15 protein-coding genes are annotated in these 15,304 nt (G+C 64.1%); 4 read left to right on the top strand and 11 right to left on the bottom strand.

The annotated features are described in order from the left end of the window. Positions 1-3 precede the first annotated feature (3 nt). The 9 genes from ftsH to ybgC form a co-directional block, all read right to left on the bottom strand. The gene (gene ftsH / locus ACEWPM_RS13765; RefSeq protein WP_393962694.1) at positions 4-1,926 is read right to left on the bottom strand and encodes an ATP-dependent zinc metalloprotease FtsH; all 1,923 of its coding nucleotides are present in this window, start codon (positions 1,924-1,926) and stop codon (positions 4-6) included. Between the two features lie 80 nt (positions 1,927-2,006). Next, the gene (tilS, locus tag ACEWPM_RS13770) at positions 2,007-3,251 is read right to left on the bottom strand and encodes a tRNA lysidine(34) synthetase TilS (protein WP_393962693.1); all 1,245 of its coding nucleotides are present in this window, start codon (positions 3,249-3,251) and stop codon (positions 2,007-2,009) included. Beyond that, complete coding sequence (locus ACEWPM_RS13775) at positions 3,248-4,105, bottom strand: tetratricopeptide repeat protein (protein WP_393962692.1); 858 nt, start codon at positions 4,103-4,105, stop codon at positions 3,248-3,250. The genes tilS and ACEWPM_RS13775 overlap by 4 nt, the downstream gene beginning before the upstream one ends. A gap of 32 nt (positions 4,106-4,137) precedes the next feature. Next, a complete protein-coding gene (gene pal, locus ACEWPM_RS13780; RefSeq protein ID WP_393962691.1) occupies positions 4,138-4,662 on the bottom strand; it encodes a peptidoglycan-associated lipoprotein Pal in 525 nt (174 codons plus the stop codon). 111 nt (positions 4,663-4,773) lie between these two features. Next, positions 4,774-6,093, bottom strand: a complete 1,320-nt coding sequence (gene tolB, locus ACEWPM_RS13785; protein ID WP_393962824.1) for a Tol-Pal system beta propeller repeat protein TolB — start codon at positions 6,091-6,093, stop codon at positions 4,774-4,776. Beyond that, positions 6,093-7,274 carry an energy transducer TonB gene (locus ACEWPM_RS13790; protein WP_393962690.1) on the bottom strand — a complete coding sequence of 394 codons (1,182 nt, stop codon included), beginning with the start codon at positions 7,272-7,274 and terminating at the stop codon, positions 6,093-6,095. Before ACEWPM_RS13790 ends, tolB begins: the two co-directional genes overlap by 1 nt. Before the next feature lie 13 nt (positions 7,275-7,287). Continuing rightward, positions 7,288-7,764, bottom strand: a complete 477-nt coding sequence (tolR, locus tag ACEWPM_RS13795; RefSeq protein WP_393962689.1) for a protein TolR — start codon at positions 7,762-7,764, stop codon at positions 7,288-7,290. A 3-nt stretch (positions 7,765-7,767) separates the two neighbouring features. After that, positions 7,768-8,463, bottom strand: a complete 696-nt coding sequence (tolQ, locus tag ACEWPM_RS13800; protein ID WP_393962688.1) for a protein TolQ — start codon at positions 8,461-8,463, stop codon at positions 7,768-7,770. Positions 8,464-8,579: 116 nt separating this feature from the next. Next, complete coding sequence (gene ybgC, locus ACEWPM_RS13805; protein WP_393962687.1) at positions 8,580-9,014, bottom strand: tol-pal system-associated acyl-CoA thioesterase; 435 nt, start codon at positions 9,012-9,014, stop codon at positions 8,580-8,582. A 183-nt stretch (positions 9,015-9,197) separates the two neighbouring features. On the opposite strand from ybgC, the gene ACEWPM_RS13810 reads away from it, so the two are divergent. From ACEWPM_RS13810 to ACEWPM_RS13825, 4 genes are all read left to right on the top strand, one after another. Continuing rightward, the gene (locus tag ACEWPM_RS13810; RefSeq protein ID WP_393962686.1) at positions 9,198-10,433 is read left to right on the top strand and encodes a metal-dependent hydrolase family protein; all 1,236 of its coding nucleotides are present in this window, start codon (positions 9,198-9,200) and stop codon (positions 10,431-10,433) included. Between the two features lie 187 nt (positions 10,434-10,620). Next, entirely contained in the window at positions 10,621-10,929 is a 309-nt protein-coding gene (locus ACEWPM_RS13815) for a hypothetical protein (RefSeq protein ID WP_393962685.1), read from the top strand. After that, the gene (locus tag ACEWPM_RS13820) at positions 10,930-12,660 is read left to right on the top strand and encodes a tetrathionate reductase family octaheme c-type cytochrome (protein WP_393962684.1); all 1,731 of its coding nucleotides are present in this window, start codon (positions 10,930-10,932) and stop codon (positions 12,658-12,660) included. A gap of 12 nt (positions 12,661-12,672) precedes the next feature. Beyond that, positions 12,673-13,278 (top strand): cytochrome b/b6 domain-containing protein, encoded by a 606-nt coding sequence (locus ACEWPM_RS13825; RefSeq protein WP_393962683.1) that lies wholly within the window; start codon positions 12,673-12,675, stop codon positions 13,276-13,278. A 45-nt stretch (positions 13,279-13,323) separates the two neighbouring features. Here ACEWPM_RS13825 and ACEWPM_RS13830 read toward each other — a convergent pair whose 3' ends face one another. Next, a complete protein-coding gene (locus ACEWPM_RS13830; protein WP_076534509.1) occupies positions 13,324-13,968 on the bottom strand; it encodes an isochorismatase family protein in 645 nt (214 codons plus the stop codon). 17 nt (positions 13,969-13,985) lie between these two features. Further along, complete coding sequence (locus tag ACEWPM_RS13835) at positions 13,986-15,296, bottom strand: TRAP transporter large permease (RefSeq protein ID WP_393962682.1); 1,311 nt, start codon at positions 15,294-15,296, stop codon at positions 13,986-13,988. Positions 15,297-15,304: the final 8 nt, after the last annotated feature.

Here is a 15,304-nt window from a genome sequence, read left to right on the forward strand (position 1 = left end):
TCGTCACGCTGTCGGCTCGGGCTCCATCCCGCCGCCATCGCCGCCGCGCGGCGCCTTGGGCTTGGTCTTGGGGATCGCCGTGACCGAGGGCGCACTGCCGGTATCCGAGCCTTCGTCATCGTCACTCGACTGGGGCGGCTCGCCGCGTGCGACGCGCTGAATTTCCTCACCGGTCAGCGTCTCGTATTCCAGCAGCCCTTCAGCCAGACGCTCCCACTCATCCTTCTTTTCCATCAAGATGCGGTGCGCGGTGGCATAGGCCTCATCGATCATGCGCTTGACCTCTTCCTCGATCAGTTCCTTGGTATGAGCCGAGATCGAGAAGCTGCCTGCGCCATTCCCCATGTATCCCTCATGAGCCTGCTGGTAGTCGATATTGCCGACCTTGTCGGACATGCCCCAGCGCAGCACCATGGCGCGTGCAAGGCCGCTGGCCTGCTGGATATCGCCCGCCGGACCGTTCGAGACATCATCCTCGCCATACTTGATGATCTCGGCCGCCTTGCCCGCCATGGTCATCGCCAACTTCTGCTCGCATTCGGACTTGTGCCAGTTGAGGCGGTCGATCTCGGGCAGGCTTACAACCATGCCCAGCGCGCCACCGCGCGGGATGATCGTGGCCTTGTAGACCGGATCGCATTTCGGCAAGGCCAGCCCGACAATCGCGTGGCCGGCCTCGTGATAGGCGGTCTTTTCCTTTTGATCAGCCGTCAAGACCATAGAGCGGCGCTCGGCGCCCATCATGACCTTGTCCTTGGCCATCTCGAAATCTTCCATCGCAACGAAACGGCGGCCAATCCGCGCGGCCATCAGCGCGGCCTCGTTTACGAGGTTGGCCAGATCCGCACCGGAAAAGCCGGGCGTGCCGCGTGCGATGATGCGCAGATCAACGTCGGGGCCCAGCGGTGTCTTGCGCGCATGAACGCCCAAGATCTTCTCGCGGCCCTTGATGTCCGGATTCGGCACAGTGACCTGACGGTCAAAGCGACCCGGACGCAGCAGCGCGGGATCCAGAACGTCTTTGCGGTTGGTCGCCGCGACGATGATGACACCCTCATTGGCCTCGAAGCCGTCCATCTCGACCAGAAGCTGGTTCAGCGTCTGCTCGCGCTCGTCATTGCCGCCGCCATAGCCGGCACCGCGGTGACGGCCCACCGCGTCGATCTCGTCGATAAAGACGATGCAGGGCGCGTTCTTCTTGGCCTGCTCAAACATGTCGCGCACCCGAGACGCGCCAACACCCACGAACATCTCGACGAAGTCGGAGCCCGAGATGGTGAAGAAGGGCACACCAGCCTCGCCCGCAATGGCGCGCGCCAACAGCGTCTTACCGGTGCCCGGAGGGCCAACCAGCAGGGCACCCTTGGGGATCTGTCCGCCAAGGCGGCTGAACTTCTGCGGATTGCGCAGGAACTCCACGATCTCTTCCAACTCTTCCTTGGCTTCGTCGATACCGGCCACGTCGTCAAACGTCACCCGGCCCGATTTCTCGGTCAGCATCTTGGCCTTGGACTTGCCAAATCCCATCGCCCCGCCTTTGCCGCCGCCCTGCATCCGGTTCATGAAATAGATCCAGACGCCGATCAGCAGAAGGAAGGGCAAGAGCGACAGAAGGAAGGTCTGGAACCCCGATTCTTCCTGCGCCTTGGCCGTCACGGGGATGCCCTCATCGATGAGGAGTTGCGTGACCTCGGCATCAGCCGGCTTGATCGCAACGTAATCCTTGCCGTCCGTCTTGCGGAACTGGACGGTTTCGCCATCCAGCGTCACGTTGGTCACGGCGTCGTCATTCACGGCCGCGACAAATTCGGAATACTTCACCGATTGACTCTGAAGTGTGCCGCCGCCGCCGCTGAAGAGATTGAACAGCGCCAGAACCAACAGGAACAAAACCAGCCAAAAGGCGATATTACGTGCGTTGCCCAAGGAAACTCTCCTAAACTTTCGATCGCCCGCGGACATATCACGCGGGCCTTGCATCTTAAATAGAGATCATGCCCTCTTGTTCAATGCGATAATAGCGCCGCGTGCAAATCACTGAGAGCGCAGCACGGCTCTGCGCGGTAATCCGCAGGGTATCGCGTAAGCGGCGCGGCCAGCAACGCGCCGCCGCGCCAAAGGGCTGGTGAGGCGTCGATGGAATGCGCGGGCAGGCCGGAATCGCGCCAGTCGGGGCAGATTGCGCGGCCTTCCGGGCCAAGGGCGGCAATATGCGCGCCGGGCGCCGGTGGGCCAATCAGGCGCCAACGGCCATCCCATGCCGCGCCAGGATCGGCGCGCAGCCCTTCTACCGCGGCAAATTCGCGCGCCAGCCGGATCTGGCGCTGATTTTGCGTTATACGGCACCCCGCCAGCGTGCCGCCCTGCCCATCTGCGATGGCCTGCATCAGCCGCGTCACGTCCGGCCCGCGCAGGCGCACTTCCGGCCCGGCGATCCAGCCAATGGCCGCGCCAAGGATGCGGCGCGCGATGTCGGGGCGCAGAGCCGCAAATCCCGGCACGTCCAGCAGAAGATCGCCCTGATCGAGCTGAACGATCCGCTTCGCTTCCAGTGAGGCATAGTGGCCCAGCGTCGCGCGTGCCTCGGCCAGATGGGCCGCCACCTCTGCCAGCGCGGCGGCGTCGATGCCGACGGGGGCCAATGCCGCCAGCGCGCGGCGGGCCTGCGTGCGGCGATAGCGCGGGTCGTCATTGCTGGGATCGTCGTTCCACCGGATGCCGCGCTGCGCAAGATAAGCGCGCAGATCGGCGCGCCCGGCGGTCAGCAAAGGCCGGTGCAGCACTGTGCCATGCGCCGCCCGTCGCGCTTGCATCGCGGCCAGGCCATCCAGCCCGGCACGGCGGGCCAGGCGCATCAGCAGCGTTTCGGCCACGTCGTCGCGCGTATGGCCCAGAGCGATCCCGGCAAGCGCATGGCGCGCGGCCCAATCCGCCATCAGCGCATAGCGCGCCGCGCGCGCTGCGGCGGGCAGGTTGCCCTGCCCATTCCAGCCGTCCCAGACCAGCGTTTCATGCGGGATGCCCAGACCCACGCAGACCTGCGCGACCTGGACGGCCTCATCCGCCGCCTCGGGGCGCAGGCGATGATCGACGGTGACGCAGCGCAGCGGAGCGCGGCCCCAGTCTGCCATCAGATACAAAAGGGCCATGGAATCGCTTCCCCCCGACACGGCAATGCCGAGCGGGCTGGTATCGTCCTGAAAATGGGCCGGGATCAGAGCGCGCAGATCGGCGCCCGCGTCCTGCGTCACTGGCAGGCGAGCGCCTGCATCTCGCTGCGCGCATCCGCCGCCGAGGGGCTACCGGCAAAGCGGGCTTCGACCTCGCGCAGGGTCTGGCAGGCGGCATCGCCTTGCCCCAGCTGGCCCAGCGCCCGGCCAAGACGGTAGAGCGATTCCGCGGCCTGAGGGCCTTCCTTGTTGGCGGAGAACCCGTCCAGATAGGACTTCGCGGCATCCTTCACATTGCCGCCCTGCTCCAGTGCCTTGCCACGGGCCAGATAGGCGCGCGGCGCCAGCGGGCTGCCGGGATAGGTTTGCAGAAAATTGGCATACATCTCGGCGGCGCCGGCGGTATCGCCAGCCTCCATCGCCACCTCGGCCGCGTCGAAATCCGCCTGCTCGCCCACGGCCAGCGATCCGGCCGGCTCTGCCGTGCCTTCGGGCTGGGCAGGCTCGATGGCCGACGCGCCGCCCGAAATACCGCCGCTGGCGGGCATATCGCCGCCGCCCAGCGTCGTCATCTCGCTCAGTTGCGAGGTATCGCCGCCCTCAAGCTCGACCAAGCGGAACTCCAGATCACCGATCCGGTTGGTGCCGTCACTGACCACGCGGTCGATGCGCAGCTGCATCTCCTCGGTGCGGGCCGTCAGGCGCTGAAGCTCGCTCTCGATCGCGCCGACCCGGTCGAGGACCGAACCGGAGGTGCTGAGCTGACCCGCCGAGCCTGTCGTGCTCAGTTCGCGCCGCAGCTTTTGCACCTCGACATAAAGAACCGTCAGCTCCTGCCGGATGTCGGCCAGGGTCGCGCTTTTGTCCTGCGCATGGGCGGGAAGGACAGGAAGGGCGAGGGTTGCAACGGCGATCAGGGCAAAGATGCGGTGCATGGGCAGGCTCCGATAGAGGGGCGGTTAAGGGCTTAGCTGCTTGCGCCGCCGACCGAGATGACCGTGACGGCGCGGCGGTTCTGCGCGTAGCAGGCCTCGTTGCTGCAGATCTCGATTGGGCGCTCCTTGCCGTAGCTGACAGTTTTTAGACGGCTTGCGGGCACGCCCTGGCTCAGCAGGTATTCCTGCACGGAATTGGCGCGGCGCGCGCCCAGCGCGAGGTTGTATTCGCGTGTTCCCTGCTCGTCGGCGTGACCTTCGATCACGGCATTGTAGTCGCGGTTGGTCAGCAGCCATTGCGCCTGCCCATCAAGGGTGCGCTGCGCCTCGGGTGTCAGATTGTAGGTGTCGATCACGAAGAGGACACGATCCCCGACCGTCTGCTGAAAATAGTTGGGCGAAGCCGGATCACTGGCCGAGCCTGCGATCATACCGCCATTCGCACCGGCGCCAGTGCCGAGGGCGCCTGCTGCGTCATCGCCAAAGCGGCCCGGATCAGTGCAGGCGGCGAGTGAGAGGCCGGCGCCGAGAAGGATCATTGTCTTGAGAAAGGTCATGTGGGGAGCCTCATGAATGGTGTGAATGCGCGAACAATGCACGGTGTTTGCAGGTTTTGTAGCACAGCGCGCGGCGCAATGGAATCGCCGCGCACAGGATTTGAGCAGGGCTTATTGCAGCGGCGACCACGACGGATCGCTGGCGCCCGAGGCGGTCGGCACACGGCGCAGGTTGCGCCCGGTGATGTCGACCGAATAAAGCGATGCCTGTCCGGACTCGCCCTGCGTCTCGCGAGTGAACATGATGACACGGCCATTGGGCGCCCATGTCGGGCCTTCATCGAGGAAGGAGGCGGTCAGGAGGCGCTCTTCGCTGCCATCGGTGCGCATGACGCCGATGTGGAAGCGCCCCGCCGTCTGCTTGGTAAAGGCGATGAGGTCACCGCGCGGCGACCAGACCGGCGTGCCGTAATTTCCATCCCCGCTTGAGATGCGCCGCGCCTCGCCGCCGCTTGCAGGCATCACATAGAGGTGATTGCGGCCCGAACGGTCACTCTCGAATACGATCTGGCGGCCATCGGGGCTATAGCTGGGCGCGGTCTCGATCGAGGGCGCACTGGTGAGCCGCGTGCTGGCGCCCGAACCAATATTCATCGTGTAAAGATCGGTATTCCCGCCCGCCTCAAGCGAGTAGACCACCGTCTGCCCATCGGGGGCAAAGCGGGGGGCAAAGCTCATCGTGGCGTCCTGCGTCGGAAGTTGGCGGCGGTTCACGCTGGCCACGTCCAGCACGTAGATCTTGGGAAATCCGCTCTCGTAACTGGTGTAGAGGATGCGGTCGCCATTGGGCGAAAAGCGCGGCGCCAGTACCAGCGACGAGCTGTCGGTGAGGTAGGTCACATTGGCACCGTCGTAATCCATGATCGCAAGGCGCTTGGCGCGCTGGTCCTTGGGGCCGGTTTCCGACACGAAGACGACGCGGCTGTCGAAATACCCGCCCTCACCGGTGATGCGGCTATAGACCTGATCGGCAATCTTGTGTGCGATGCGCCGCCAACCGCTTTCGGTGCCGACGAATTGCTGCCCGCTGCCCAGTTCCTGCCCGGCAAAGACATCCCAGACACGAAATTGCACGGTCAGCCGCCCCGAGGCATCCACATCGACCGAGCCGGTGACGAGCGCTTGCGCATTGATCGCCTTCCAGTCGGCGAACTGGACCGGGCTGGAAAAGCTGGTGATCGTGCTGATATGCGCGCTGGCCGGGATCTCGCGAAAAAGGCCTGTGCCACTGAGATCCGCCGCAACAAGGTTCGAAATGTCCTGCGCCACCTGAGCGCCGCCGCCGGTGGCGACGAAGCCGGGCACGGCAAAGGGCAACGGCTCGATCACGCCTTCGGTGATTTCCAGCCTCAGCGGTCCCTGCTGCGCGGCGGCAGGCAGGGCGGTGAGCGTCGTCAGAAGAAGGGCCAGCAGGGCCGTGACTCGTGCCATCATTTGATCCTCATGTTTTCCGGGTTGAATACCAGTTCCACGTTCCGCCAGCTTGCATATTTTTCCGCCGGAAGGCCAAAGCCGCGTGCGCCGCAGCGCAGGATTGCGCGGCGGGCCGCCTCATAGGCCTGCTGGGCCGAACCTGCGGTGCCTCCCGAACTGTCCAGCATCCGCAGAGTCGACTCGATCGGCTTGGCGTCCTCGGACATCTCGAAACCGACCGTGACGGTAGTGTTCAGCGCATCCGAACTGAGCGAGCCGGTGTTCCAGCAGTTCTGGACCGCGACGCGCAGGCCGTCCTTTTCACCCGCCGTCAGGGGCGGGCCGGCATTGATCGAGGGGGCGGGCGTCTCGGACGCGCCGCCCAGCGCGGCGGCGAGCGCATCCTCGACGCTGGAGCTGTCGGTGGCGGGCGCCGGTTCGGGCGCGGCAGTCGGCTCGGGGGGGGGGTCCTCAGCAGGCTCGGGCGTCGGCTCAGGATCGGCGGCAGCGGTCTGCGTATCCGGCTCAGGTTGGGGCGCGGGACGCAGATCCTGAGGGCGGGTGCGCGGGCGCACCGAATTGAGTGGTGCGGCCTCCGCCGTTTCTTCCTCGGCTTCTGTCACGATCTCGGTTGCTGCCGCCTCGGGGGCGGTCGCCTCGGAGTCCTCGCGCGGTGTCTCGGCGGCCTCGTCGGGCACGGCCTCTTCGCGCACCACGTCGTCGATGGCGGTATCCGGAGCGGGCGGCTCGACCTGCTGGGGCGCGACACGCTCGGCCGGGCGCTGCTGCGGGCGCGGCGAGGTCTCGGGTATGAGGGCGGCCATATCCTCGGTCGGCGGTTCGATTGCCGGGGCCTCGTCCGTCACCTCGGCCTGCGGGGTCTCGGTGGGCGGCTGCGGCGCGGGATCGGGAGCGTTCTCGGGCGCGGGATCAGGCGGCGGCGCGGCGGGTGGCGTGTCCGCCTCGCTGGTCATGTCGGGGGCGTCCTGCGGAACTTCGGGCGCGGCTGGCGGCGCGATCTCGGTCGTCTGCTCGGGCGACGTGCTGCGTGCGATGATGTCGGCATATTCCTCGGAACTGACTGTCGTCGCCTGCACGGCGTCGAACTCGAAATCACGGTCCGGCAGCATGCCGCCGAACAGGATCCAGCAGATCAGGCCGATATGGCCTGCTCCCGATATGATCTGACCTGTATTCACGCCGGCCGCCGCCTCAGTTTTCCGGCGCGTCCAGCGCCGGACCGCCGATATCCGTCACCAGACCGATATTGTCGAAGCCGCCACGGTTAAGCGCGCCCATGACCTGCACGACATCAGAATAGGGCACCGCCCCATCCGCGCGCAGAAACACGCGGTTGCTGTCGCGCTCGGCGGCGATGGCGCGCAGGCGCCCGATCAACTCGTCGCGGTTCACTTCGGTCGTCTGGATCGAGATCGCACCTTCGGCGGTGATCGTGATGGTCAGCGGCTCTTCCTGCTCGCCCGGCAGGGAATTGGCCGCGGTTTTCGGCAATTCCACCGGCACACCCACGGTCATCAGCGGGGCCGCTACCATGAAGATGATCAGCAGCACCAGCATCACGTCCACGAAGGGCGTGACGTTGATTTCGGACATGGGGCGCGCGCGGCTGCGCCCGCGCCTGCGGCGCTTGCCCCCGCCGCCGCCTGAACTCTGGATCGCTGCGCCCATGGCCTAGCTGTCCAACTGGCGGCTGAGAATGGTGGCGAACTCATCAGCGAAGGCCTCGTAGCCCGCGACGATACGGTCGCTATCCGCGCTCAGCTTGTTGTAGAAGATGACCGCCGGAATGGCCGCCAGAAGGCCCAGCGCGGTGGCCAGCAGCGCCTCGGCGATGCCGGGCGCCACGACGGCAAGACTGGTATTTTGCGAGGCGGCAATGCCGACGAAGGCCTGCATGATGCCCCAGACCGTGCCGAAAAGGCCGACAAAGGGCGCGGTCGAGCCGACGGTGGCCAGCACCGGCAGGCCCGATTGCAACGCCTCGGACTCCTTGGCGATGGCCACATCCATGCTGCGGTCGATGCGCGCGGTCGCGCCTGCGATCATGCCGCCATCGGTGCGGTGGCTGCGGCGCCATTCCATCATGCCAGACGCAAAGATACGCTCCGACTGCCCGTCCGGATCGGTGCCGATCTGCTCGAACAGTTCATCCAGAGGCTCGCCTGACCAGAACTGTCGGTCGAATGCCTCGGCCTCGGCACGGGCCTTGCGGTAAAGGAGGAGTTTCTGGATGATGATCGCCCACGCCCAGAAGGACGCGAAGATCAGCATCAGCATCACCAGCTTCACGATGAAGGTGGCCTGCGCGAACATGCCCCAAATCGAAAAATCGATCTGTTGCGCGACTGCGAGTGTTTCTGCTTCCATTCTGCCTGCTCTTTTTTTGCGCCCGCCCCACTGGACCGGCGATATTTGCGGGGAAACTATCCGATCATCCGCGTAAAAGCCAATGACATCGCCGTCAGCTGCGCAAATTCAGGCCGTCAGTGCAATATCAGGCGGATATTCGCCGGAAGCCGCGCGGGATGCCCGGTATCCGTCAGGCAGACGATGGTCACGGTGGCGTTAAAAATCGGCTCGCCCGCGCGCGTCACCTGCTGGCGCAGGGTCAGGCGCGCGCCACTGACCGATTGCACCTCGGTCAGCACCTCCAGCCGGTCGTCGAAACGCGCGGCCATGAGGTAGTCGCACTCGATTCGGCGCACGGCAAAGGCAAGCCCGTCCTTTTCCTTCATGCTGCGCTGGTCGATGCCCATGCCCGCCACCCAGTCGCTGCGCGCGCGCTCGATGAACTTGAGGAAATTGGCATGATAGACGATGCCGCCCATATCCGTATCCTCGTAATAGACGCGGACATCAAAGCGATGGGCCTGCTCGGGGGGTGCCCCCGCACCGGGATGTGTCGTGGCCTGAACCATGGCGGTGGACCTTTCCTCGCTGCCTCCTGCCCGGCTTAAAACATGATTGCGCACCCTGTCCACTGCGGGCGGCCTTTACCACCGCCCGAAGGTGTGCTGTTATCCAACTTACCAGCAGATCTGTCTGCAAGTATCACCGCCCGGCCCCGCACCGGCGCGCAAACCCCGCAAGAGGAACTCACCATGACGTCACTGCTGATCAAGAATGCGCGTATCGTGGACGGCACCGTCGACCGCCCGGCGGATCCGGTGGATATCGCTATCGAGGATGGACGCTTTGTCGAGGTGGGCGCGAATGCCAAGTTCGACGCGGATGAGGTGCTGGACCTCAAAGGCCAGATCGTGATGCCCGGCCTAATTGACTGCCACGTCCATGTCATCGCCACTACGGCCAATCTGGGCCTTAATGCAGAACTTCCAAATTCCTGGATCGCGCTGAAATCAGCGCAGATGATGAAGGCGATGCTGATGCGCGGCTTTACCACCGTGCGCGATCTGGGCGGCGCCGATCGGGGCCTGCAACAGGCGCAGGAAGACGGGCTGATGGATGCGCCGCGCCTTGTAATCTGCGGCAAGGCGCTGTCGCAGACGGGCGGGCACACCGATTACCGCGGCCCGAACCAGAGCCGCGATGTGAGCTGGTACAAGGACAAGCTGGGCTCGATGGGCCGTGTTCTCGACGGTGTGGACGCGATACGCGCCGCCTGCCGGGACGAGTTGAAGAATGGCGCACAATTCATCAAGATCATGGCCGATGGGGGCGTCTCGTCGCCGTCCGATCCGGTGGGATATCTGGTCTTTTCGGTCGATGAGCTGAAGGCCGCGGTCGAGGTCGCCAAGGGGTTCGGTACCTATGTGTCAGGCCACCTTTATGACGACCGCGCCATCAATCGCGCGCTCGATGCCGGCTTTGAGTGCGTCGAACATGGCAACCTGATGAGCGACGAGACCATCCAGCGCATCGCGCGCGAGGGGCAATGCGTCGTGCCAACCAACATCACCTATGACCGCCTTGCCAAGACCGGCGCGGAATACGGCCTGCCGGAAGAGTCGGTCGCCAAGATCGCTGATGTGCGCGAGGCCGGGTTGGAGCGGCTGGCCAAAATGCACAAAGCTGGCGTGACCGTCGGCTACGGCTCGGACCTTCTGGGCGGGATGCAACCGCACCAGTCGGGCGAGTTTCCCCTGCGCGGGCAGTATATTCCCGCCGATGCAGTCATCCGCTCGGCGACCGGCGATGCAGCCAAAGTGCTGCGCATGGAGGGCGAGCTGGGCGCGATCACGCCGGGCGCCCATGCGGACCTGATCGTGGTGGACGGCAATCCGCTGGACGATCTGAACCTCTTGACCGAACAGGGCGCGCATATGCCGCTGATCCTGCAGGGCGGAGTGGCCAAGAAGAAGGCGGCGGGACTCTGAAATCCACCTCGCGGGATAGGCAACGGTAGGACATTCATCAGAACCGCCGCGCGTTCGGCGCAGCGCCGCCCAATGACTTTCATCAATTCGCTGCTGCACGGCGTCGGTACTATGGTCTTGGGTACGGGCGAGTCATCGTTCGGTGCTCAGCGTGTAGACCGGCAACAGCGTGAAGGTATCGAAGTCGATGGATCGCACCAGATACGAGCAGGCCCTGCTTGACCCCGCGGATATCTATGATGCGCCCGCCGATGTGCTGGCGGATGATACCTTCTCGACCGCTGAAAAGATCGAAATCCTGCGCCGCTGGGAATACGACGCCGCAGAAATCGGCGTTGCCGACGAAGAGGGCATGCCGAACCCAACAGGGGCAATGGTGCATGACATCCTTGTGGCGCTCGGATCTCTCGGCGCGGATCTGGACCTTGGCCACACGCCGCCGACCAAGCAGGGTGGCCTGGATCGACGCTCCATCAAAACAGCAGGGGAGTCGTAAATGCGCAGCGTGGTTCCGTTCAGATCGACCAACGCCGCGCATGGCCGCGATCATGGGGCCACCGCCGCGCCCGATATGCCCGCACGAATGTTGCCGCTCAGGATCCTTTGGGCGTTTGGCCTGATCACAGCTCTCTTGACTTTTGCCCTGCCTACCCTCGCGCAGATGCAGCAAAGCGATACCACTGCGGATCATTCCAAGTTCGAAGAGCTGAAAGGCCCGTTTGCCTCAGGTCCGGACGTCACGCGAGCCTGCCTCTCATGCCATACCGAGGCTGCCACGCAGTTTCAGGATTCCATACACTGGACCTGGCAGTTCGAGCATCCCGAAACCGGCCAGATCCTGGGCAAGCGAAATGTCATCAACTCGTTTTGCGGCAATGTGGCCTCGAACGAGCCGCGCTGCACCTCTTGCCACGCGGGCTATGGATGGGACGATACCGAAACCTTCGATTTCGCGGCGCAGGACAAGGTGGATTGTCTTGTCTGCCACGATACCACAGGTGAATACGTCAAGTGGGAGGATCGGGCCGGGCATCCGATCTACGAGCCGAAGACGATCGGCAAGAAGCACGTGCCCTATGCCAGCGGGCTAATCACAGATCTGGGCAATGGATCCTACCGGCACGCGCCGCCCGATCTGGCGAAGGTCGCGCAGCATGTCGGGCCTCCGGGCCGCGAGAGTTGCGGCAACTGCCATTTCTACGGCGGCGGCGGCGATAACGTGAAGCACGGAGATCTGTCCTCGGCGCTGATCTCGCCCGATCCGCATGTGGATGTGCACATGTCGCCCGATGGTGCCAACATGGTCTGCACCGATTGCCACATGTCGCAGGGGCATGAATGGCCCGGCTCGCGCTATCTGGGCACGGTCAAGGATGACACGGTGCAGATGCCGGGCTTTCGGCGGCCCGATGTGCTGAGCTGCCAGAGCTGCCACAGCGATGCGCCGCATCCCACCGCCTCGATCAAAGGGCTGAAGCTGAACGATCATACCGACAGGGTGGCCTGCCAGACCTGCCATATCCCCACATTCGCCAAGGGCGGCGTTGCCACGAAGACATGGTGGGACTGGTCGACCGCCGGCCAGCTCAAGGACGGCAAGCCCTTCTCGCTGGAGGATGAGGAAACCGGGCGCCATTCGTATCTGTCGACCAAGGGCGATTTCGAGTGGGGCGCGGATGTGATCCCGACCTATGAGTTCTGGAACGGCGTAACCGAATACACACTGCTGGGCGAAAAGATCGACCCTCAGGGCGTTGTCGGCATCAACAAGATCCATGGCAGTGCCGATGATCCCGCCTCGGTCATCTACCCGTTCAAGCGGATGATGGGCCGGCAGGCCTATGACGAGATCAACGAGTATCTCTTGCTGAACAACGTCTATGGCCCGGAGGGCGAGTCCGCGCTCTGGACCAATTTCGACTGGGAAAAGGCCTTGGCTGCGGGGATGGCGGCAACTGATGTGCCCTATTCCGGCAAATTCGCCTTCACCGATACCGAGATGTGGTGGCCCACCACGCATATGGTGCCCCCGGCGTCTGAGGCGCTGGACTGTCAAAGCTGCCATTCCAAGGATGGGCGACTGGCCAATCTGGCCGGTGTCTATATTCCCGGCCGTGACATGTTCGGCCTGACCGACCGGATCGGTCTGATCCTTCTGGCGCTGGCCCTGGCCGGAGTTCTGGGGCACGCCGCGATCCGCATCGCCGCCGCGATGCGGCGCAAGTAAGGAGGGCACCAAATGGCCGAAAAGCGCTACGTCAAGATTTTCACCCGCTTCGAACGCTTCTGGCACTGGTCACAGGCGGCGCTGGTTCTGGGGCTGCTCGTAACCGGCGCAAGGCTGCACGGGCTGATCGGCGGAATCGATTGGCAGGCGGCCTTCGGGCTACACCTGATCATGGCCGGGCTGATCATTCTGCTGTGGATCTTTGCCATCTTCTGGCACTTCACCACGGGCCAGTGGCAGCACTACATCCCCACCTTCCGCAATCTGCTGGCCGTCATCCGCTATTACGGCTGGGGCATCTTTTGGGGCGAGGCACACCCGTCCAAGCCCACGATCCACCGCAAGCACAACCCGCTGCAACGTCTCAGCTACCTGTTCCTCAAACTGGTCATCAATCCGGCGATCTGGGTGACGGGTATTCTCTACCTGACGGTCAGCGCCACCGGGCTGGACCTGTCCATGATCGCTTGGACGCATGTTGTCGCAGCCTATGCGATGGCCATTTTCGTGGTGATCCATGTCTACATGGCGACCACGGGCGAGACGGTGGGCGCCTACCTCAAGGCGATGATCACCGGGAATGAATGGGTGGTGGTCGACGAGGACAAACCGGCCTGAGCGGCAGCGCTCTCTATTTATGCCCAAGCCAGACCTGGCTACGCCTTACGAATTCAGCCTGCCCACCTCTTCAATATACCCGATCATCTCGTCGCAGGTCGAAATATCGGCATAGCGGCGGCCCAGGTCACGCAGGTTGTCCTTGTGCGGCTGCTCGTCATGGTCGCCGACGCAATCCTCGGGGACGATGGTGCGGTAGCCCCATTGGAAGCTGTCGATCGAGGACGCACGGATGCAGCCGCTGGTGATGCAGCCGGTGACGATCACCGTGTCGACGCTGTGTTTGGTAAAGAACGGCACCACAGGCGTCTGGAAGAAGATCGACGGGCCAGTCTTGCAGATTTTCACGTCGTAATCCGGCTCATAGATGCGGGGGTCCAGCTCGGTGCTGGGATGGCCGTGAATGAACTCGCGGCGGACCACGTCGATCTTCCAATGCGGCATGTCCTCCTCGTCCTTGTATGCGGTGTAGCAATTGGCGACGGGGATGTTGTGCGCACGCGCGACCTTGAGCAGGCGCGCGGTATTCTCAAGGCCCCGCATCACCATGGGCGCGCCGCCGAGGGCGTATTGCTCCTCGGTGAAGGCCTTCTGGTAGTCGATCACGACGATGCCGGGGCGGCGCCCGCGCCCGACAGAAATCGTGCCATAGCTGCGCGTCTCGTAATCGGCATTGGTGTAGTCGGTCATGAGAATTTCTCCTTTGCTCAGTTGAAGGCCAATGACGGCAGCCAAAGCGACATGGCCGGGATCATGATGATCAGGAAGAGCGTCACGATATCCATCGCGATGAACCACGCGACGCCCTTGAAGACCTGCGGCAGGGTCACGAGATTCCCCAGCGCACCCTTGATGACATAGACGTTGAGCCCGATGGGCGGCGTGACGAGGCCGACCTCCAGCAGCTTGATCACGATGATGCCGAACCACACCAGATCGAGCCCCGCGCCCTGCACCAGCGGCAGGACCAGCGGCAGGGTCAGCAGCAGCAGGCCGATGGAATCGATCAGCATCCCGAGCACGATGTAGAGCAGCGCGACGGCGAAAAGAATCCACCAGACATTGTCGCTGACCCCGAGGATCACGTCCGCGAAGGCCTGCGGCAGCCCGCTCAGCGCCAGGAACCGCGTGAAAAAGACGGAGCCGACGAGGATGATGAAGATGCCCGTTGTGCTGATGGCGGTCTGCACCAGCGCATCGCGCAGCGCGGCCCAGCTGAACGAGCCGCGCACGACCGAGATCAGCGTGGCGACGGCGGCGCCGATGGCGCCCGCCTCGGTCGGGGAAAAGACGCCCGCGAAGATACCTCCCAGCACCGAAAAGATCAGCAGCGGCAGCGGCCAGATATCCTTGACCGCCGCGATCTTTTCATCGCGGCTGATATCGTTCTGCACCTCGCCGGCGAGCGAAGGCTTCAGCTTCACGCGGGTGACGATCATCGCCATGTAGATCAGCGCCGAGACGACGCCCGGGATGAATCCGGCAAGGAAAAGCTGGCCGACCGAAACCTGCGCATAAACGCCGTAGAGGATGAGCAGCACCGAGGGCGGGATCAGCGAGCCGAGCGTGCCCGAAGCCGCAATCGTGCCCGTCGCCAATCCTTTTTCATACTTGGCCTTCAGCATTTCGGGCACCGCGATGCGCGACATCGCCGCCGCCGTCGCCACACTTGAGCCGGAGGCGGCGGCGAAAAACGCGCAGGCCGCGACCGAGGCCACCGCGAGACCACCCGGCAGGCGCACCAGCACGATCTTGAGCGAGGTGAAGAGGCTGCGTGTCATGTCCGTCGTGGTGCAGATATAGCCCATCAGCAGGAACATCGGCGCCGCCGTCAGCTCCCACTGGCCGACGAAATCGAAGGGCGTGGCCGAGATCATGCCCCAGGCAACGCTCATCGAGATCATCGCTCCGATGCCGAAGATCGACACGAGGCCCAGCGTCAGGCCGATCGGCACCCGCAGCGCGATCATGGCCAGCGCGGTCAGCGTGCCGATGATGCCGATATCGAGATTGCTCATATACGCGC

The organism is Roseovarius maritimus (assembly GCF_043355895.2).
Lineage (GTDB): Bacteria > Pseudomonadota > Alphaproteobacteria > Rhodobacterales > Rhodobacteraceae > Roseovarius > Roseovarius maritimus.